This window comes from Alcaligenes faecalis, from assembly GCF_041521385.1.
Lineage (GTDB): Bacteria > Pseudomonadota > Gammaproteobacteria > Burkholderiales > Burkholderiaceae_B > Alcaligenes > Alcaligenes faecalis_E.
The window spans coordinates 1996145-2016495 of sequence record NZ_CP168006.1 but is presented as its reverse complement, the minus strand read 5'-3'; the positions used below and the strand labels follow the sequence as shown (position 1 = coordinate 2016495).

At 51.4% G+C, this 20351-nt stretch carries 19 protein-coding genes; 16 read left to right on the top strand and 3 right to left on the bottom strand.

Annotation, left to right across the window (positions count from 1 at the left end; all coding sequences use genetic code 11):
- From ACDI13_RS09105 to ACDI13_RS09060, 10 genes are all read left to right on the top strand, one after another.
- Positions 1-897 (top strand): NAD(P)-dependent oxidoreductase, encoded by an 897-nt coding sequence (locus ACDI13_RS09105; protein WP_316989795.1) that lies wholly within the window; start codon positions 1-3, stop codon positions 895-897.
- Between the two features lie 13 nt (positions 898-910).
- Entirely contained in the window at positions 911-1741 is an 831-nt protein-coding gene (locus ACDI13_RS09100) for a TIM barrel protein (RefSeq protein WP_316989794.1), read from the top strand.
- A gap of 3 nt (positions 1742-1744) precedes the next feature.
- Entirely contained in the window at positions 1745-2692 is a 948-nt protein-coding gene (locus ACDI13_RS09095) for an NAD-dependent epimerase/dehydratase family protein (RefSeq protein ID WP_316989793.1), read from the top strand.
- Positions 2693-2744: 52 nt separating this feature from the next.
- Positions 2745-3785: a TRAP transporter substrate-binding protein gene (locus ACDI13_RS09090; RefSeq protein WP_316989792.1), complete on the top strand. Its 1041-nt coding sequence runs from the start codon at positions 2745-2747 to the stop codon at positions 3783-3785.
- Positions 3786-3853: 68 nt separating this feature from the next.
- Entirely contained in the window at positions 3854-4357 is a 504-nt protein-coding gene (locus ACDI13_RS09085; RefSeq protein WP_316989791.1) for a TRAP transporter small permease, read from the top strand.
- Positions 4350-5642 carry a TRAP transporter large permease gene (locus ACDI13_RS09080; RefSeq protein WP_316989790.1) on the top strand — a complete coding sequence of 431 codons (1293 nt, stop codon included), beginning with the start codon at positions 4350-4352 and terminating at the stop codon, positions 5640-5642. Before ACDI13_RS09085 ends, ACDI13_RS09080 begins: the two co-directional genes overlap by 8 nt.
- A gap of 15 nt (positions 5643-5657) precedes the next feature.
- Complete coding sequence (locus ACDI13_RS09075) at positions 5658-5987, top strand: NIPSNAP family protein (RefSeq protein ID WP_316989789.1); 330 nt, start codon at positions 5658-5660, stop codon at positions 5985-5987.
- Positions 5984-6934 (top strand): 2-hydroxyacid dehydrogenase, encoded by a 951-nt coding sequence (locus ACDI13_RS09070; RefSeq protein ID WP_372373060.1) that lies wholly within the window; start codon positions 5984-5986, stop codon positions 6932-6934. Before ACDI13_RS09075 ends, ACDI13_RS09070 begins: the two co-directional genes overlap by 4 nt.
- 466 nt (positions 6935-7400) lie before the next feature.
- On the top strand, positions 7401-8534 hold the full coding sequence (locus ACDI13_RS09065; protein ID WP_316989787.1) for an alpha-hydroxy acid oxidase: 1134 nt from the start codon (positions 7401-7403) through the stop codon (positions 8532-8534).
- A 724-nt stretch (positions 8535-9258) separates the two neighbouring features.
- Positions 9259-11688 (top strand): glycosyltransferase, encoded by a 2430-nt coding sequence (locus ACDI13_RS09060; RefSeq protein ID WP_316989786.1) that lies wholly within the window; start codon positions 9259-9261, stop codon positions 11686-11688.
- A gap of 88 nt (positions 11689-11776) precedes the next feature.
- Here the strand turns inward: ACDI13_RS09060 and ACDI13_RS09055 are convergent, their stop codons facing one another.
- Together ACDI13_RS09055 and ACDI13_RS09050 are read right to left on the bottom strand one after the other, a co-directional pair.
- Positions 11777-12592: a prolyl oligopeptidase family serine peptidase gene (locus ACDI13_RS09055; protein WP_316989785.1), complete on the bottom strand. Its 816-nt coding sequence runs from the start codon at positions 12590-12592 to the stop codon at positions 11777-11779.
- Between the two features lie 71 nt (positions 12593-12663).
- Positions 12664-13947, bottom strand: a complete 1284-nt coding sequence (locus ACDI13_RS09050) for an ATP-grasp fold amidoligase family protein (RefSeq protein WP_316989784.1) — start codon at positions 13945-13947, stop codon at positions 12664-12666.
- A 589-nt stretch (positions 13948-14536) separates the two neighbouring features.
- Here ACDI13_RS09050 and ACDI13_RS09045 point away from each other — a divergent pair.
- The 6 genes from ACDI13_RS09045 to ACDI13_RS09020 all read left to right on the top strand — a co-directional run bounded on the left by ACDI13_RS09045 (position 14537) and on the right by ACDI13_RS09020 (position 19111).
- On the top strand, positions 14537-15808 hold the full coding sequence (locus ACDI13_RS09045) for a tyrosine-type recombinase/integrase (RefSeq protein ID WP_372373057.1): 1272 nt from the start codon (positions 14537-14539) through the stop codon (positions 15806-15808).
- Positions 15809-15925: 117 nt separating this feature from the next.
- On the top strand, positions 15926-16783 hold the full coding sequence (locus ACDI13_RS09040; protein WP_316989782.1) for a hypothetical protein: 858 nt from the start codon (positions 15926-15928) through the stop codon (positions 16781-16783).
- A gap of 325 nt (positions 16784-17108) precedes the next feature.
- Positions 17109-17501 carry a helix-turn-helix domain-containing protein gene (locus tag ACDI13_RS09035; protein ID WP_316989781.1) on the top strand — a complete coding sequence of 131 codons (393 nt, stop codon included), beginning with the start codon at positions 17109-17111 and terminating at the stop codon, positions 17499-17501.
- Positions 17494-17721 carry a hypothetical protein gene (locus ACDI13_RS09030; protein WP_316989780.1) on the top strand — a complete coding sequence of 76 codons (228 nt, stop codon included), beginning with the start codon at positions 17494-17496 and terminating at the stop codon, positions 17719-17721. Before ACDI13_RS09035 ends, ACDI13_RS09030 begins: the two co-directional genes overlap by 8 nt.
- A gap of 62 nt (positions 17722-17783) precedes the next feature.
- Positions 17784-18206, top strand: coding sequence for a hypothetical protein (locus ACDI13_RS09025; protein WP_316989779.1), 423 nt, complete (start codon positions 17784-17786; stop codon positions 18204-18206).
- 530 nt (positions 18207-18736) lie between these two features.
- Complete coding sequence (locus ACDI13_RS09020) at positions 18737-19111, top strand: hypothetical protein (protein WP_316989778.1); 375 nt, start codon at positions 18737-18739, stop codon at positions 19109-19111.
- A gap of 268 nt (positions 19112-19379) precedes the next feature.
- On the opposite strand, the gene ACDI13_RS09015 is transcribed toward ACDI13_RS09020, so the two are convergent.
- A complete protein-coding gene (locus tag ACDI13_RS09015) occupies positions 19380-20327 on the bottom strand; it encodes a YpsA SLOG family protein (protein ID WP_316989777.1) in 948 nt (315 codons plus the stop codon).
- Positions 20328-20351: the final 24 nt, after the last annotated feature.

Genomic DNA, 20351 nt, shown 5'->3' with positions numbered 1-20351 from the left:
ATGAAACTCGGTTTTTGCGGTTTGGGATTGATGGGCGCGGCCATGGTACAGCGCCTGTTGAAAGCGGGTCACGAGGTCAAAGTCTGGAACCGTTCCAGGGAGAAGGCCGAGCCGCTGGCGGCACTCGGTGCGCAGATTGTAAGTACGCCACGCGAAGCGGCGGAAGGCGTCGACGGTGTCTTGTTATGCCTGTTTGATGCCCAGGCTGCCGAGGCCGTGGTGTTCGGTGCGGACGGCATCGCTCAGGCAGCAGGTCTTAATTGGCTGGTGGACCACTCCAGCATCGACCCGGAAGCCACGCGCAACTTGGCTGCTCGCTTGGCGCAAAGCTGCGGCGCTGACTGGATTGATGCTCCGGTGTCCGGCGGTATTCCCGGCGTGGAGGCCGGTACGCTGGCCATCATGACCGGCGGCAGCGAAACCCATATGCCTGAAGCCGAGGCCGCCATGCGCGCCTACGCCGGCAATATCACGCATATGGGGCCTTCCGGTACCGGGCAGGCAACCAAGTTGTGCAACCAGGCCATCGTGGCAACCTCGATTGCGGCACTGGCCGAAGCCATTGGCTTTGCCCAACGCAATAACATCAATGTAGACAAGCTGGCGCCCGCACTGGCGGGCGGCTGGGCGGACTCCAAGCCCTTGCAGATCTTTGCCCCGCGCATGATAGAAGCACAGGCAAAAAGTATCGGTGCGCTGTCCACCATGCTCAAGGATATCGACACCCTGATCGCCAATGCTCAACAAAGCGATGCACCTATGCCGGTGGCGGCCAGCGTGCAGCAAATGTTGCGTGTGGCCAGCGCCATGGGGCTGGGTCAGGCTGAGGTGTCTGCCTTGGTCAGCGTTGTACTGCCCGAGCAGCGTGACGCCTTCCTGCGCCAGATAAGCACATAAGGCAGGCGGCCCCATGCAACTATCCGCTAACCTCAGTTGGTTGTATCGGCATCGGGACTGGAGCGAGCGCTTTGAAGCTGCAGCGGCCGATGGGTTTCAGGGTGTCGAGATTTTGCTGCCTTACGACTACGCTCCGGCCTGGTACGCCAGTCAGTTGCAAGCCGCCAAGCTGGAGCTGACACTGATCAATACACCAATAGGCGAGGGGCGGGGCAGGCTGGGTTGGGCCGCGATTCCTGGCGCACAGACCCAGTTTCAGGAAGCCTTTGATCGCGCCCGTGCTGTGGCACAGGCGACCGGCTGCCGCCGTATTCATGTGATGGCGGGTGACATCAGCCCTTTTGCACAGGAAGACTGTCGGGCCGCACTGCTCAGTAATCTGGAACAGGCTTTGGCCCTGGCTGAAGCGGATGATCTGGTGCTGACGCTGGAGGCGCTTAACCGCAGCGATATGGCCGGGTACTTCTATTATTTGCCCGAGCAGGTCATTGAGGTGCTCCAGCATTTCAAGTCTCCGCGCTTACGTCTGCAATTTGATTACTACCACTGTGTCAAAGAAAGCCTGGACGTCCTTTCCAGCGTGGCGGCCTGTGCGCCCTGGATTGGTTATGTGCAGATTGCGGGTGCCGATGGGCGTTACGAGCCTGATCTTGCACAGCATGCCTTGCTGGAAGGCGTCGCCGCTTTACCTGCCTTGGCTTACGATGGCTGGCTGGGCTGCGAGTATCAGCCCCGCGGATTGCCGTCAGAGGGTTTGACTTGGTGCCAGCCCTTGCGTGATCGCGGCGTGCTGGCTGCACCACGTCATCATGATGCTGCGTATATGCAGGCTGTCGGGAGATAAGCCATGAAGCATGTCTTGATTACTGGTGCTAACGGCTACATCGGACAAGCCCTTTCCCGTGCGGCGGCCCAGCTTTTGGCGGCCAATGAGATTGAAAGCCTGACGCTGATGGATCTGGCTTTTGACGAGCACGGCGATCACCACCTGCCTGGCCTGCGCTGTATTCGCGGCGACCTGTCCGATACTGCTGCGCTGCAGGCTGCTTTGATGCCTGCACCCGATACGGTTTTCCATCTGGCTTCGGTGACCAGTCGACTGGCTGAAGAGAATTTCGCGCTGGGTCTGCGTGTCAATATCACCGGCACGGTGAGCCTGTTGGAACAGTTGCGACAGCAAGACCAATGTCCCGTTGTGGTGTATGCCAGCAGTATTGGCGTCTTCGGTACACCGCTGCCTCGGCAGGTGGATGATGACACCCCCGTTGCTCCCACCTTAAGTTACGGGACGCAGAAGCGGATGATGGAGTTGCTGCTGGCCGATTACAGCCGCCGGGGTTTTCTGGATGGCCGCTCGGTTCGCTTGCCTACCGTGGTTGCCCGGCCCATGACGGCCGAAACGGCGCTGTCTTCCTTTGCGAGTGCTTTGATTCACGCCCTTGCCACTGGCAGTACGTACGAATGTCCCATCGGCCCACAGGGGTGGATATGGCTGCTTTCCTTACCGGCCTGTGTACGGCACCTTCTGACAACAGCGCGCCTGGAAACAGTGCGTTTACCTGCAGCTCGGGTGTGGAATCTTCCCGCCCAGCGTCTTCAGGTGGCAGACCTGGTACAGGCTGCCAAATCCCGCTATGGCCGGGGGGCCGATGCGGGATTGAGCTTTCAGTCCAACCCTCAGTTTGACCAGCAATTTGCCCAGTGGCCGCCTTTGACAACGGCAATCGCCACGCAACTGGGTATGCATCATGACGGCGATGCCACAACCTTGATTGAGCAGGCTCTTGTTTCCTGAAGGGCCTGACTAACTATACCTATAACGATCTACCACTAAAAAGGATTCCCCCATGAAGAACCGATGGATTTCTCGCCTGTTGGGTATGACCTTAACGAGCCTGGGTGTGGCGGCGGGCCCCGCCAAAGCGGACAAACCGGTGGAACTGACTTTTTCGGCCTGGATTCCGCAGACCCATGTTCTGGTCGCTAATTTCATGAAGCCCTGGGCCAAAGAGGTAGAGCAGGCCACCGACGGGCGCGTCAAGATCAACTTCCTGACCAAGGCGGCCACCAACCCGGTCGGGCATCTGGATGCGGTACGCAATGGTCTCGTTGATCTGGCCTTTATTTCCTATTCTTATTACCCCGGCAATTTCGACTTGATGAAATTTGCCATGCTGCCGTTTTCCGGCAACAGCGCCGAGTCCACCTCACTGGCCGCGTGGGATATCTACAGCAAGTACCTGCAAGATGCCAAAGAGCATCGCGGTATCAAGTTGCTGGGCATTTACGGTCATGGCCCAGGCAGTGTCTACACCACAGAAAAACAGGTACAGAACATGGCCGATTTCGAGGGTCTGAAGCTGCGGATTGGCGGTGGGATGCAAGCGGACCTTTCCAAGGCGCTGAATGTGAACGCGGTGGTCAAGCCCGCATCCGAATCATACGAACTGCTTAGTACCGGCGTGGTGGATGGGGTTCTTTTCCCGCCTGAGTCGGTTGTGTCGTTTCGTCTGGATAGCGTCGTCAAACATGCGACGGTTTTTCCCGGCGGTCTTTATGCCGATTTGCACGGCATCATCATGAATCCGGGTGCCTTTGATCGCTTGTCTGAAAAAGACCGCGAGATCGTGATGGGTCTTTCTGGTGAACATATTGCGCGTCTGGGGGGCAAGGCCTGGGGGGATGCGGATGTGGCCGCCCTGAAAACCCTGCAGGCAAGTAATGTGCAGTTTCACCCTGCCAGTGAAGAGCTGGTTGCCGCCGTCAAGGAGCGTACTGCCGCGTTTGAGCAAACCTGGCTTGCCGCTGCTAAAGCCAAGGGTATAGACGGGCCTGCCGTACTGGCCGAGTTCCGGGCCGACCTGAAAGCGCGGGAAGGTGGTCATTGATCCGCGCATTCAGACTGTCTTGAACCTGCTGTGCGCTTCGTGCGCCAGCAGCCCCGGAGCTACAAAGCATGAACTCCATTCTCTCTTTGTTAAGAGCGGGTCTGCGACGGTTGACCGAGTTGTTTATGGTCTCGCTGGCCTTGCTGACGTTGGCTGATGTATTAGGGCGCTATGTTTTCAATGTTTCAGTCATGGGGGCGGTAGAGCTGACCGAAATACTGATGGTGGGTGTCATTTTTTGCGGCATCGTGTTCGCCACCATGGAGCGTGAGCACGTTGTGGTCGATCTGGTGCCTGTTCCCGGTGGACAGAAGGGGGCGCGTGTCGTCCATGTCTCCAGCCACGTATTGGCAGCGGGAATCAGTGCCTTGCTGGCGATGGTCAGTTGGACGCAAGCCGAATCGGCAGCCGAGTACCTGGATCAGACTACCTTGCTGGGGCTGCCGCTGGCTCCGGTTGTTTATTTCATGAGCATCATGCTGTTTGTCAACACACTGGTGGAGTTGGGACAGCTTTGCCGAGACATGAACGCAGATACGGCCCGTCCGGAAGAAGAGGCACAGAATGACTGAAGCATTGATTGGCTTTGCAGCCATGCTCCTCTTGATTTTCCTGCGGGTGCCCGTAGCGTTTGCCATGGCTCTGGTGGGTTTTATGGGTGTTGGCATCATGCGTAATTGGCCCTCGGCCTACGCCATGACCGGCGCAGTGGTACGCGAGAGCGGATTTCAGTATTTGCTGTCCGTGCTGCCGCTGTTCATCTTGATGGGTAACTTCATTACCCAAGCCAAGTTGTCCAAAGAGCTCTATGCGGCTGCGTATGCGTTCCTGGGCCATCGTAAAGGCGGCTTGGCCATGTCCACGGTGGTGGCCTGTGGTGGTTTTGGTGCCGTCTGCGGCTCCAGCCTGGCAACGGCGGCCACCATGTCCAAGGTGGCGTATCCGGAAATGCGCAGACTGGGTTATAGCCGTGCCTTGGCGTCCGGTTCCATCGCTGCCGGTGGCACACTGGGTATTTTGATTCCACCCTCTATCGTCATGGTGGTCTACGCCATCTTGACTGAGCAAAGCATAGGCAAGATGTTTGCTGCCGGAATCTTGCCGGGGCTGCTGGCGGTGGGTCTCTACCTCTTGGCGGTCAGGTGGACGATATGGCGCGACCCCAAAGCAGGGCCCCCCGGTGAGCGCATGAGCTGGAAAGAACGCTTGCGTGCGTTGCGTGACGTCTGGGGTGTGCTGGTGCTGTTCATCATTGTCATGGGCGGTATTTATGGCGGGGTTTTCAGTTCTACTGAAGCGGCTGGGATTGGTGCTTGCGGTGCCTTTTTGTTCGCTTTGCTGCGTGGCCGTTTGACCTGGCAAGTGCTCTCCAATGTGCTGGTCGAGTCGGCACGTACCACGGGCATGTTGTTCATGGTGTTGATCGGCGCCTTGCTGTTTTCCAGCTTTATCAATTTCACCTCCATGCCTGGCGACTTGCAGGGCTGGGTGCAGCAGTTCGATATGAACCCGATCGTGGTGATTTTGCTGATTTGCGCCATTTACATCGTGCTGGGCAGCGTGCTGGAGAGCATGTCCATGGTCTTGCTGACCGTGCCTATTTTCTACCCGCTGGTGCAGCACCTGGGTTTTGACCTGGTCTGGTTCGGCATCATCGTGGTGGTGGTCACTGAAATCAGTTTCATCACCCCGCCCGTGGGCATGAACGTCATGGTTCTGAGAAGCCTGCTGCCCGACGTGAAGATGGGCACGTTATATCGGGGGGTCTTGCCTTTCGTGGTAGCTGATGTTTTCCGCCTGGCGGTGCTTTTGGCCTTCCCGGTCATTTCGCTGCTCTTGCCCAAATACCTTGGATAAAAACGGATTCGCAACATGATTATCGACCAAAGAACCTATACCATCCCCACCGGCCTGCTGCGTGATTTCCTGTCCCTGTATGCCACGGAAGGGCGTGCCGTACAAATCGAGCATCTGGGTGCTTGTCACGGTTACTACACCACAGAGGTGGGCGAGCTGAATCAGGTGGTTCATCTGTGGGCATACAAGGATATGGCAGACCGGGAAGCCCGTCGTAACGCGCTGGAGGCTGACCCGCGCTGGTTGGCCTATCGTCGCAAGGCCTCTGCTGCCGGCCATGTCATACGCCAGAGCAATGCACTATTGAAACAAGTCGATTTCGACGTCTTTACACGTGAAGCATGACCATGAGCCATAAGATTCTGCAAGCCTGTCCCTTGCCCCCACCGCTGGCGGGCAAACTGCCTGCCTTGTGCCCGGTCGAAACCCTGAGTGATGCGCCTGACCAAGCGGCGTTCTTGCGTGAGCACGGAGGTGAATTTACCGTGCTGATCACCACCGGAACGCAGGGCGCAGACAAGGCACTGATTGATGCCTTGCCAAACCTGAACGCCATTTGCAGCCTGGGTGTGGGCTACGATGCCATCGACCTGGATGCAGTTCGTGCGCGTGGGGTGATGCTGAGCAATACGCCGGACGTATTGAACGATTGCGTGGCTGACTTGGCGATCGGTCTGCTAATAGATACGGTACGGGGCGTCTCTGCTTCAGACCGTCATGTGAGGCGTGGCGACTGGCCGCGTGTCGGCCCCACCCTGCCTGGCACTCGGGTCAGCGGCAAGCGCCTGGGGATGCTGGGCATGGGACGAGTCGGGCAGGTCATTGCGCGTCGTGCGATTGGCTTTGATATGGATATCCGCTATCACACACGTAGCGCCAAACCTGAGTTGCCTTGGCCGCACGAGCCTTCATTGCTGGCTTTGGCGCAATGGTGCGATTTTCTTATCGTGGCTTGCCCCGGCAGCCCGCAAACTTACCATCTGGTGTCTGCCGAGGTCTTGAAAGCCCTCGGGCCCGAGGGCTACCTGGTCAATGTTGCTCGCGGCTCTGTGGTGGATGAAAAAGCATTGGTTGCAGCTCTTGAAAGTGGTCAATTAGGCGGGGCAGGGCTGGATGTGTTCGAGAACGAACCCGAAGTGCCTGCCGAATTGCTCAGCAACGAGCGCGTTGTAGTGCTGCCCCATGTAGGGAGCGCAACCCGTGAAACCCGAGCCGCCATGTGCGAGCTGGTGTTGAAGAATGTTGAGCGTTACGTTACGCAAGGCCGTCTTGTGACGCCGGTTGGAGTGTAAAGACTGCCCCAGGAATAACGCAGCGGTTTCAAGCTTCTGGCTTGAACCGCTGCTTCTTTCTGAGCAAGTGTTAGCCAGTATGGCCTGGTTTGCAAAGTTTGGAGTACTTGTTAAGCACCACGTCACGAAGTTGCCCTATTTACAGGGTTGAAGTAAAAGCTCTGCTTTCGACTGATGACCCAGTACCGAATCTGGAGATGGGTCGTAGTAGTGAGAAGTCCGTGCAGAGCAGGAGTTAGTCAGCCAAGGTGTCGGCGTATCTGTTTGGTTGACCCTTGTACGATCCACGGTCTGCCCGTTGTCAGCTAAGTCGCCTGTTCTTGCCAACACGTTCTCCTTTGGTTGAGCAGAAACAGACGTGTTTTCTTTGCATGGAGCGATGCATTCAGTCATATACTTGATGCTTAAACAATTAAGTTGAATCGGGTCTTGAGCACCCGGCATCAGGTGGGAGACAGCTTGTATCATGCGGCTCAATATTCAGGATTTTCAGGTAGCGGCTCAAGGCAGTCTGCCACGCTTTGTGTATGACTATGTCGCTGGTGGGGCAGAAGACGAACTCTGTTTGACTCGTAATCAGGCAGATTTGCAGACGCTGACTTTATCGCCGTGCAGTTTGCGTGATACGTCGGCGGTATCAACAGAAATAGAGGTCTTTGGACGCCGATGGGCTGCGCCTTTTGGTGTCGCTCCGGTTGGCTTGATCGATGTCGTGCGTCCACGTGGGGATCTGCACGTGGCGCGTGCTGCAGGCAAGGCGGGTTTGCCGTACATTTTGTCCACAGCGTCCAATAGCCCTTTGGAGCAGGTGCGTGAAGTCTGCGAAGGCCCATGCTGGATGCAGTTGTATGTGATGCAAGACAGGGGCATGGCCAATTCCATTCTGGATCGCGCCCGCCAAGCCGGGTTCGAGGCCTTGGTGTTGACCGTCGATGTGCCTGTAGGTGGCTATAGAGAAAAGGACATACGCCACGGCTTCAAATTGCCGTTCCGTCCAGGCCCCCGCCTGTTGCTGGATATGGCCTCGCAGCCCCGCTGGCTGTGGCGCCAGGCTTTGGCGGGACAGCCCCAGTTCGTCAACTTGATGCCTACAGAAGGGGCCAGTTCAGCCCAGGCGCAAGCGGCATTGCTGGCGCGAAGCATGGACCGTCGTCTGGTGTGGGATGATGTTTCCTGGTTGCGTTCCAAGTGGGACGGCCCGTTGCTGATCAAAGGGGTACTTCATCCCGAGGACGCGCGTCTGGCCTTGCATTACGGTGTAGATGGGCTGATCGTGTCCAATCATGGTGGCCGACAATTGGACTGTGCGCCTTCAACAATCAGCGTTCTTCCGCAAATCATGGATATCGTCAAAACGCAGATGCCGGTGTTTATCGACAGCGGCTTTCGGCGGGGTGCTGATGTCGCCAAAGCCATCGCTTGTGGGGCGACGGGCGCATTCCTGGGGCGCGCCGTGGCCTATGGTTTGGCGCAAGGTGGCGAGCAGGGTGTCTCAGAAGTGTTGAGCTTGGTCGCTCAGGAGCTGGAGCGGACGATGGTTCTGTTGGGGGCGACTCAACTTGTGGATTTAGTCGAATGTTTGAACTTTCCTCTTTCCTAGGCAAGAGTGTTGAGCCTTTGCTGCATCACGTCGCTGATTCATTCACTGTGTGTTGATAGTTATCGCTGCTGCTATCGGAATGTTTACGTGCTTTGACATACAAGAACGATTTCACGAGAGATGAAGAATATCTTTATTGTTGATTTTTGTCTTTTTCTTACAAAAATAAATTTTAGTAACTCTAAAATTGGTTTCAAAATAATACTTGTATCTGTTTTGTGGAAAGTGCTCGAGTATAGTTTCAAGTTCATAAAAATCCATCCTGACTCTGAGTGGGAAGAGGTCAGTGGCATGAATGGAAAATGTACATTATGCCTTCTTGATGGCCCTTTACTTTTAAAAGTGCCTCAGGCGAATTATGGTCGACTCCTTAGCAGTCGTTACGCTGTTTTAGGAGCGTCAGTCTGATATCGTCCTCCGACGTTCGGAATGTGCTGCTGTCAGCAGTAGGGAGTTTGGCTTTTATTCGCCACAGATACAGACATAGTGCGCCTTGTCTTTCTTTGCTAGAGATGAGGGTGCTTTGGAGCGAGAAATGCCAACCCCAAGTCGCCCCTTGTGACTTCACTAGAATTGATATATGTCGTTTGTTCTGATGCCGCGATCTGATGTGTTGCGCGGGGTTCGATAGTCGTTATGAAATCAAAATTGGCCAAAATCCCGGATTGATCCAGTTAGGGTATATGTTTGATCGACAGTTATATGGAAGAAGGAAGCAGTAACCATGATGCAGCTCAAAGTACGACTTGCAGCAGATGCGTTCTCGCGAGCGGAATATTCAACGGCTTACGAGCTCTACCAAGAGCTTTCAACGCAACTGGGTGAAAAGTACTTTAGTGTGAACTTGGAGCTTTGCCGTCGCAAGCTGGCCAGTAATGGGGATGGACAGGTTCTCTCCTCAGACTACGGCAGTGATAACAGTAGCAAGCTGGAGTTGAGCTATATCGATGTGCCTGTGTTCAAGTCGGCTGACCCTGTACTCCGGGAAAAGCTGGGTATTCCGAAAGGCGACACTGTAGTTTGTTATTTGGCCGGTTTAGGCCGCTCTGAGGAGCAGCAGGAAGTATTGATGTCGTTTGAACAATTGCAGCAGCAGTATGGCCAGCTTACTTTGCTTTGGGTTGAAGGCGATACTGTGCAGTCGTTCGAAAGCAGGAAGCTGACTGATCAGTACTCTACATCCTCGTGGCTGATCCGTCTTGAGTGCCATGCTCAGCAGGCTTTGGGTGATTACTATGCCCTGAGCGATATGGTGATATTGCCACAGCAAGCGCAGAAGGCATATCGGGCTGGTTCATCCTTTCAAAGAGGCTTGGATGCTCTTTACTTGAATGTACCTGTTCTGATTTCGAGTCAATGGCAACCCTCGAATGACTATTGGAGTAACGCCGTTTCTTACGAAGCGGGTCACCTCCAGGAAAAGCTTGAGGAAATGCTTCCTTTTGTTCATTGCGGGAAATATAAAGACGACAAGCTTGATTTGTTCCGTTATGGCTCTGCTGTTCATGCATCTGTGATTTTCCTGTCGAATGGGGAAGAGCTTGTTACTCCGCTTACCTTGAGATCTGCTATGGCTCGGGTTTTAGGAGATCGACAGAAGACTTTGTCTTTTGATGATGAGGAGCAATGGTGCGAGCTGGTGGCGACAGAGTTGTCTCAAGGAAAGATCAGTAACGCATTGGCATTAGCCAAGTATGGCTACGAAAAATCGGATAGCTACCGAACTTTTGAGTTGTATTTGAAAGCCTTGTTTCATGCTCAAAAGTATAAAAATATTGCTGATTTATGTGTTGAGCGAAAAGTACTGAATAAAACGGCCAATATCCTTCAGAAGAAAAGCGAGTCCTATTTGGCTCTATTTAAAGAGTATTTTCAATACTGCAGGAAGCAGGGGCAGGTTTTTACATCGTATTTTGATAAGAAGAAGTCTGTGTATTTTCTGCATAGCTCTTTGCCATATTTTTCGGGTGGATACGCAACACGAGCTCATGGCTTGGCAAGGTCATTGATAAAAAATGGTCTAGATGTCAGAGCTTATACACGTCCTAATTTTCCATATGATGTGAAGAAAGACCTTAAATCTGAAAGTATTACAGCGCAGATCGACGGGCTTTCTTATCACAAAACATTTTGTGAATCGGTCAGGATTCGTGATGAAGCAACGTATATGAAAGATTGCGTTGATGTGTTTGATGAAGTGCTGAAAAATGAGCAGCCTGATTATGTGCACGGACGTTCAACTTATCAAATATCTTTACCAGGTTTGATTGCTGCCAAGAAAAATGGCCTTCCTTTTGTATACGAAGTGTCGGGGCTTTGGGAGATTGTGCATGAGTCTCGCGATACGGCTCCACAACGCAAGCATGAAACTGAGAAAATTCGCAACTTTGAAACTATGGTGGCCAAACAAGCTGATTTGGTCTTTACCCTGACAGGAGCGATGAAGACAGAGTTGATTTCTCGTGGAGTAGAGGAGGAGAAAATTATCATTCTTCCCAACTGCACGAACCCCGAGGATTTTAGCCCTAGTGATAAATCCCAGGCGTTGTTGGACGAGCTGGGAATCAATAAAGATACTGCCATTATTGGCTACATTGGCTCTTTCCAAGATTATGAAGGCCTGGATGATCTGATATTGGCTTGTGAATTGATGAGCCAGAGAGATCCGTCAGTCGACTTCAAGATTCTCTTGGTGGGTGACGGGCCGTACTTCAGCAAGATCCAAGAGTTGGCTGAGGCAAGTAGCATTCGGGACAAAATCCTGCTGACAGGCCGAGTGCCGCATTCTTTGGCTGCGGAGTATTACTCCATTGTTGATATCGCTGCTTTCCCCCGAAAGTCTTGGCCAGTATGCGAGATGGTTTCTCCAATGAAACCGTTGGAAGCATTGGCCATGGAGAAGGCCGTATTGGTGTCTAGTGTTCAAGCCTTGGCTGAGATGGTTGTGAATGGAAAGACCGGTGTTGTGTTTGAAAAAGGCTCTTTGAGTAGTCTGGCGGAGAGTTTGTTAGAATTAATTGATGACCAAGGGAAACGCTCTAATCTGGGTTCTAATGCCCGTAAATGGGTAATGGAGAATCGAACTTGGGATGTAATTAGTGGGAAATTTATCGATGGGGTGAGAGATATGCTCTTAGGTCAGGTGAAATTCTAGATACTATATTGCGAATTAAATAAATAAAATCCCTTGCTAGTGTTTTCTATTAGCAAGGGATTTTTAATGGAGAATATTTAAAGCTGTGTTAAATATTTATCAGAGACGAAAAATCTTCACCAATTATTTTTTTCAACCCATTAATTGCCGGTGGATTATGCCCTAAGCCGGGGTTAGAAAATAAATGAGGTTTTAAAGCCACTTTAAATCCAGTCTTTGTTAATGAGTCACAGTATGGAAGCATATGCTCCAGGTGATGTATGACATCATCAGTGTTTTGGATATATATAATTTGAGAGTTTTCTTTGGCTTTTTTGAATCCCATTTGGATTAGAGAAAACCTTTGACGATCAGCTTCTGTTGATGTGTATTTTGAGGTTCTACCATACCAGTCTAAATATCGCCTTAAAGGCGGCTTTACTGGATACAATTCAATATCGGTTTGAGGATTCACGGCAATGGCCGTATCAAAGTATCCGAGCTGTAATCCTGCAAGGGCAGCAAACCCACCAGCTGATGAGCCGAATGAGACTATATGTGCATTAGGGGATCTTTGTAGAATATATTGCGTTAGTTTTTCTAAGGCATTAGGTAGATATGGGGTATTTTGAGGGCCCGTATACCAACCTAGATTTAAGCCATTTTCGCCATAAGTTGTAGGATCCGAAATAATAATAACCGGATGGCGAAATTGTGATGCCCATGACCATCTTTGAAACGTATATCCATCTCGACGTTGGCTTGGGCTGACAGCCCCATTGAACATTACGATTACTTTTGACCAGTCGTCGTTATTGTGAAAAAAATATTCTTGATACGATCCATGATCACTGTTCCACAGTTCATCAAAACTATTGTGTTGTTTTATTTCCTGGCTGATTAGGGAATCTATTTTTTGCGTCATGGATTGATTTTTTATGACCTATTATAAGAAACAAAATTTTAAAGTTAGTCTTATTTTTCCAAAATCCAGTTTTATGAAAAAATATTATTTATTGTTTTTTCTTTGAATATATGTTGCATAAATGCCCCTGGCGTTTTCGTGAATTCGCCAAGATAGATTTTATTATTCATATTAAATACGTCTAAGCTCACAAAATCTTTGTAGTTGAGTTTTTTCAATAAGTCTGAGCAAAAATTTAATATATTATCAATTCCGGCATTTTTTAGGGCATCTTCTAGCTCTTTAGCTATGTCTTTATTTGGGCACGGTAAAAGAACCAGCCGAGAGTCTTTCATTGGATTATCTTCAAATTCTCTTTTTGTTACATCAAATCCTTTGATGAATACGCTCCTATACTCTCGCTTATGGTTTCTATTAATTAGAAGAATGTATTTTGGTCGAGCATTCATACAATAGACTTTAATGTCTATTGGAATGACGCCAGATTCTTCTCCTAAGCGTTGTTCAACAATTACGCTTGGTAATGACGCTAACAGAGAAAGGATTGATGCACGATCATATTCCTTGCCATGCATTAAATCATAATATTTCTCACCATCTCTCTTGAATACGTATACATGCTGAGCACTGCAGCCTTCGCCGCCTTTAATAACAAAGCCATGTTTTTTCTCTATCCAGTTTGGAGTGTCTAGTAATATATCATCACCTGTTCGTATGTAATACATAGCAGGTGTTGATATTTTATTTTTCTCGCAAAATAGATATGTTTGTATTTTGTTGCCACTTACTTGTATCAATTCATGAGTTCTGGTGGATTTTTCAAAGTATTTTAATTTTTCTCCGTTTTGAATTAAATCTTCTTGTGTGAATTTTTTATTTATGAAATCATTGTGATATCTCCATATTAGTCTTTTTATGTATTTTTCATTTTCATTTTTTTTAAAATCAGTGATGAATTTATTGCTGGATAATATTAATTTATTTCCATTGTTGATTAGAAAAACCCCATTTTCTATTTTGTCTTGATTTTTTAATGAGTCTTGATCAATAGATATTAATGATTGGCCTGCGCATAAATTTGCGTCTTTAATGCATTCTGAGATTATTTTATCTTCGATTGTATTGAAACGAAGATAATTGATGTTGCGATATAGATAGTTCGGATATTTTTTATTTTTCCTCAAGTCGAAAACGACAGGGCCTGATGGAATATATTTCCCGCGAGTTTCGACGTATGGATGCTTTTCCCATCTTTGATATAGGGCTTTAAGAGCAGTTTTTTTCTTTTTTTCTAATTTCAGTTCTACTGAAGAATTACAGTCTGTAATCTCTTCAATGTTTGTAACATCAACCATTCTGTATGTGCCTTACGAAAACATGATCACATAAAGGAAGTACTGCTGATATGTACCGCGATCAGGTGCAGTTAGGTTCTGCGATTCTAGTAAAAAAATTTTGACCGATGATATCATGTGTACTGATACAACAGCTGTTAGCGTTAGTCACCAAGCTACCTACATTGCGTTCTGGGTGGGGATTTCGCACGTACCACTACACCTACGCTAAGTAGTAATAAAAAAAACGCCAAGCTTTCAAAAGCTTGGCGTTTTTTTATTCATGGTGCCGGCTAAAGGAGTTGAACCCTCGACCTTCGCATTACAAGTGGGAAAAAATAATGATTTCTGGGCGTTCATGCATGTTGATCGAGATTCTGTATAAAGCATGATAACAAGTAAACACGTACCTTTCGTCATGTTTACATAAATGTGAAGGTTGATTGATGTTGAAAGGCATTCCATAATATTGTTTACATAGTGCTTACATGGAAACCTTCACGCAATGACCAAGCGCGTAAAACTCACGGCAGGCAGGGTAAGGGATTTTGTTTGCCCAGCCGGAAAAGCCCAAGCCTTTTTATGGGATAGCGACGCCCCCGGTTTTGCGGTGCGTGCTACCGCAGGCGCAAAGGCTTATATCTTTCAGGGTCGGCTAGACGGTAAAAGCATCCGTGTAACCATTGGCGATGTAAGCGCATGGACAATTGATAAGGCACGCGAGAAAGCCCGTAACTTGCAAATCATTATTGACGATGGCCGCGACCCGCGAGAAGTTAAGGCCGAAGTGACTGCCGCAGATGCCGCCAAACGTGCCAAGGCAGCGAGCGACAAAGCACCCGCCATCGACGCATGGGACAAATACCTGAAAGCCCGCGCACGCAAATGGAGCGACCGCACGCTGCTAGACCATCAACGGCTATCGGATGCAGGTGGTAAGGAAAAAACACGAGGCCGCAAAAAGGGCGAGGGGGATAAGACCTTGCCGGGGCCGCTTCATGGCCTGCTGCAATCGCCGCTGGCGAAAATCGACCGCACTGCCGTTACTGACTGGCTCAGAGAGCAGCAACACCGTCCGACCGTAGCTCGTAGCGCCTTTGTTCGCTTGCGTGCCTTCCTTAACTGGTGTTCTGACCGCCCTGAATACAAAGCCCAAGCTCGGCCGGACGCATGCAGCACCAGTGTTATGCGTGCCGAACTGCCAAAGGCCCAAGCTAAGGATGATTGCTTGCAGCGTGAGCAGTTGAAGCTGTGGTTTGAGCACGTGCGGGCCATCGTCAACCCGGTTATCAGTGCCTACCTGCAAACTGCCTTGCTGACCGGCGCACGCCGCGAGGAAGTGGCCGGGTTGCAATGGACTGACGTGGATTTTCAATGGAACAGCATCCGCATTGCCGACAAGGTCGAAGGTGAGCGCACCATACCGCTGACTCCTTACGTTAAAAGCCTGCTGCTGGATCTGCAGCGACTTAATAGCGTTCAGCCCAATGTCCGCTACCTTGAACGCCTACAAGAGCAGGGCAAGCAGTGGAAACCGTCCAAGTGGGTGTTCTTTAGCCCGACCGCCGAGAGTGGGCGTATTCAGGAGCCGCGCGTGGCACACAACAAAGCTATACAGGCCGCTGGATTGCCGCACTTGACCATACATGGCCTTCGTCGCTCCTTTGGCACGCTGGCCGAATGGGTGGAGTGTCCTGCGGGCGTAGTGGCCCAGATTCAAGGCCATAAGCCGAGTGCTACAGCTGAGAAACACTATCGCCGCCGCCCGCTGGACTTGTTGCGTATGTGGCACACGAAAATCGAGGGCTGGATGTTGGAGCAAGCAGGGATGGCGCAGCCAAAGACCGAGGCAGCCAAGCCTAAAGTAATTACCGCCGCCTGACGGCTTCAGGCAACCGTTTTAAGCCAGCGTCTACCGCGACGGCGGGAAAAGCCGGACACCTTCACCGGCCTGATGCTGGCACCCTTTTTGTGAAGGATGCATTGAAGGTGGCAAAACATGGGCAATGAACGCTTGATTATTGAAATCGGGGGGCGCAATGCCATCCCAGTACGGGCGATTCCATACATAACAGGATGGCGTTTATCGCCGGACAAAGTTGCCCGGCAACTCTCGGGCGATGCAGAAACAGCTATCAATGTTCTCGGTGGCATGACGGCGTATCGCCTCGTTGCTAATGTTCCTATGCAAGTTCTTTCTAAAGAATGGGACGCTATTCTTGCTAGCCTTTATATGCTTCAGCATCAATTGAAAATGCAATATCCGGAAGATGAAAATGACCATGTCAGCCCGGATTTTGGCTATGCCGCATGGCGTGAGCAGTCTCCCTTCAAGCTGCCAGCCAACGTATTTGTCTGGAAGGATGAATTTGAGTCCGCATTCTATGATGCCTATTCACCTAAGAACCTAATCATCTTGGACGAGAGGCCCGGTGATCGTGAGTTAACCTACGCTCCATTGTTACCGGAAGGGGTAACTATTGGTGCGCTACTTGAGGCCTTTAATGCCACGGGGGGGCAGATCGAGACAAGACGGGTTGATGTCGTCGCCCCCTCGTCTGTGGTTGGTGTCGATAAGAAGCAGGAAAACCCCGCCGACTGGAAGGAACAGGCCCGCGCTATTGCCGACGAACTAGATACGCGTGATGCCAAGGGGGGCACATATAGCAGTCTGACGGATATGGCCGACCGCGTGGCCGCCGAAATGCGCAAGCGTGGAGTCAATGGGCAGCGTGGTCCGGTATCTGGGGCAACGGTTAAGCGTGAGGCGTTGCAAGGGGGGCTTTGGACACGTCCGAGAGACAAGAAAGAAGCGGGGGAAAAAGGGGAAAGCGGGGGAACCACAAGTACAGAATAGTTCCCCCGTCGCTTGAAATCCGTCTAAGCCTTTATTCATGAGGGTTTCAGGCGGTTTTTGTTTTTACGATACTTGGCTGGATGGGGGGTATTCCCCCGCGTGAAGTGGCGTTATTTAAACTTGATTGAGATAACGCCATGACGAATACACACCTTTCGACTGAAACCTTAGCGCAGAGCTTGGGGATTAAGCCACAAACTCTTCGTGCCGCCCTGTGTCGCAATGGACACTATTACGGCATTCGCCCGGTAAAGCTGCCTAACCGCCTTTTACTGTGGCCTGCTGATGCTTTGGAGCGACTGACCGCAAAGAAGGGAGGCAAATAATGAAAAATGCCCGTCCCCACGAGCAAACAGAAACGAGCACTAAAGACCAAGGCCATTCCATCACTGTCACGACTGGCAAGACGGAACCACGCAATGATTCTCGTTTGATGGCTCAACATAACACTATCGAGAGCCGTAGTACCACCACGCAAGCGCAACGTGCCAGGCTGATTGCTTTATTGCGCACCGCTCCACGCCATACGCATGAGTTGCGTGCAAACGGCATTTCTCACCCGGCAGGACGCGTTCAAGACCTTCTCAAGATGGGATTTGAAATCAAATCAAGTCGCACTGTCACAGTTGATTCGGATGGCTTCGCCCATTACAGCGTAGCAATGTATGTCCTGATCTCCGAACCGAATTTCTCGAAGGCAGGTGTCGATCATGAATAACGCCATGAATAAGCACGAGCGATTCATTCTAGGCACGCTACTGCCTGCCGTAATCGGTCATGCCAAGCGTATCGGTGTCGGATCGGATGAAGCGGCGTTAGCGTCATTCCTGAGGCTTGGCCCGATCCTGCAAACCAAAGGCTTTACCGCTGATAGGCTGATGGTAGCCATCAAAGCGAGCACCCTACATACCCATGACGCATCGGGGAGGCTGCAATGAGCGAGTTGCAGGTGGTTCTATACTGGCTTTGTGTGTGGTTGTCCGGCAAGGGGGCGCGATGAATGTCCAGATTCAAACGCAACCGCAGCGACGGCAGCCGCTTTTTATTGATGCCGTTTACCGTATTGGAGAGCCAGGCCTATTTGTCACTGACGGGTCAGCAGACGCGATTGCTTATCGACATAGCCCATCAGTACAGGGGCGACAACAACGGGCGCTTGCTGGCCGCCTGGACGTACCTTAACGAGGAGCGCGGCTGGACCTCCAAGCAAACCATAGCGACGGCGCTCGAGGTGCTCTTGAGTCGTGGTTTGCTGTTCAAAACAAGGCAGGGACAACGGCCAAACAAAACAAGCTGGTATGCCCTCACATGGCAGCCTCTCGACCATCACCCCGATATGGACGTAGGACCGCAGAGTCTAGAGAGAGCCGCTTACAAGGATTGGAGGCCAGAAAAAGCACAACAGAAACAGACCCCCGATTAATGGACACATACAGACCCCTACAGCCTCGATTATCGGGGGTCAAGAATCGCTATGTGTCCAATCATCAGGGCTATGCGGGCAGTTTTTCACATTCTATTTGTCCAATTTTCGTACACCTATCTAGAAATACCATCTATAGAGGGAAGGGATTAAGAGAAGGCAGAGAAGGTAAGCAATAGTCAGTCCCTGCCGCTCCCTTGGGATAACGCATAATCGCTGACCATTGCATGCCTTGGCATCGAGGTACGCATTGCTTATCTCGAAACCAAGCCATCAACCCACAAGGAACTGAAAATGAAATCAGCCATCCGTTTGTTAAAGGGGCTTATCCGGCTCCTAACCTTCGGCCACTACCGACGGAACATGAACGCCTGGTCGGACCTAGTTCATGCTCAGTCCATCCTCCAACCGTTAACTTACGAGTCGGGCCGATTCGAGGATGACATGCGAGACCGATACATAGTCGAGGCGGCGTACTACATCGATAATGCAATGCGCAACCTCTACGGGGAAAGGTACACAGGTGGAAAATGAGCACGGCAAACAATAACGCACAACGGCTGGCTGCGTATCGGCAACGCCTTCGAGAGGCTGGTTTTCGGCGTGTCAGCACCTATGTGTCGCTTGACCTGATTGCGTTCCTTCAAAGCCAGAATGTGCAAGGTGAATGCGTTGGACGCACGCTTGAGCGACTTCTGCTTGGTAGCGCCCGGGTTCGCCCACAATACTATTCCGATGAGGAAATTGCCCAGCAGGAAGCACAGCGGCGCGAGTGGGTGGCGAAGCGTGCTCAAGCGCGGAAAGCAGCCCGAGCCGAACTGCGCGTGCTTCGTCGGGTTGAATGGGAGAGGATGCGGCAGGAGGCTATGGAACGACTTGGCCTGTGGAAAAAACCTCAATTTTGAAAGTAGTACAGGTGCGCTTGCGCGCGATGGTGGTGGTAGGCGTGGCGACATGGGCGGCCCGAATGTTGACTTTTGTTAGCCTTTTTAGTTTGACGGTTCGGCTCGGCTGTGGCTTGTACCGGTATTGGCTCGCTTTTGTTTCAGTGCTCAGAGCAATTACAATGCGTTTGTTCCCGCCATCGCCTTGGGCGTTGGGATGCAGGGTGGATGTCAAGGTGTCCATATTCATCGTGGCGGGAAGCTCGCTGACCCTGTTTTGCGCGATGCCTTACGCCCTGGTGGCGATCGCGTCAAGCAGCTCACGTGTAAGGCAATAAATCCCTGGTCGTTTGCTCTCGCGCGGACCTGCCACATTCAGTGTTTGAATGCTGTGAGCCTGTAACCACTCGACAATGCATAGGGCAATGCTGTCTAGGGTGTCGGTGTCCAGTTGAGCAACGAAGTAAGGCCGTCCTAGTTTTTGCGCGAATGTCTTTGTTGCCAGCGTTCCGCCATCAAGCGCACCGATATTGATGATCAATGTGGCATTGCTATCTTCTACATTCCGCTTGGTCCGCTGTCGATATCCGCCTTCAGTCAACTCGATGAGTTGGTATTTCGGAGGAATGGGGCCATCCTCGGCTTCGCGCCGGCGTGGTGCCCAACCGCCGTAGGGGTAGCCATATTCGATAGCGAAGTCCAATGCGGCGCGATCCACGCCTGTCTGGCCGCCAGATATGATGCGTTGACAGAAGAACTGTAGCTCGCGCTCGTCACCGTCATCGCCTGGGTCATAGTCCTCAGGGTAGAGGTATCTCTGGATATGTTCGTTGTCTTCGTCAGTAGCTTCTCGGAGTAAAAGCCGTCTTAGATAAGTCACCACCGTGCCGTGATCCACAGATACCAGTTCCACTCCATCCTCGTCTGCGTGATGATCTTCGAGCCAGTCAAAACCGTCATCGGTTTGGGTCCACAACGCCAGTAGGGATGCGCGGTCTAGGTGGTTCACCTTGTCCAGCAAAATCTGATCAATGATTTCCTCGTAGGCCGACCAGTAAAACGACTCCTCTCCCTGCTGCTGGGCACAGATTTCATCCCATACATTGCGCAATGGCGAGTCTTCACCCGATAGCAAGGAGCCTCCTCCTAACTGACGTAGGCTACGCTTGGTATGGGCAATAACGAATGTTTCGACCCGCCTGGCCAACTTTCCGACGATGTTTTTTTCAATTCGCATGTTCTGATTTCCTCATTCCCGGTT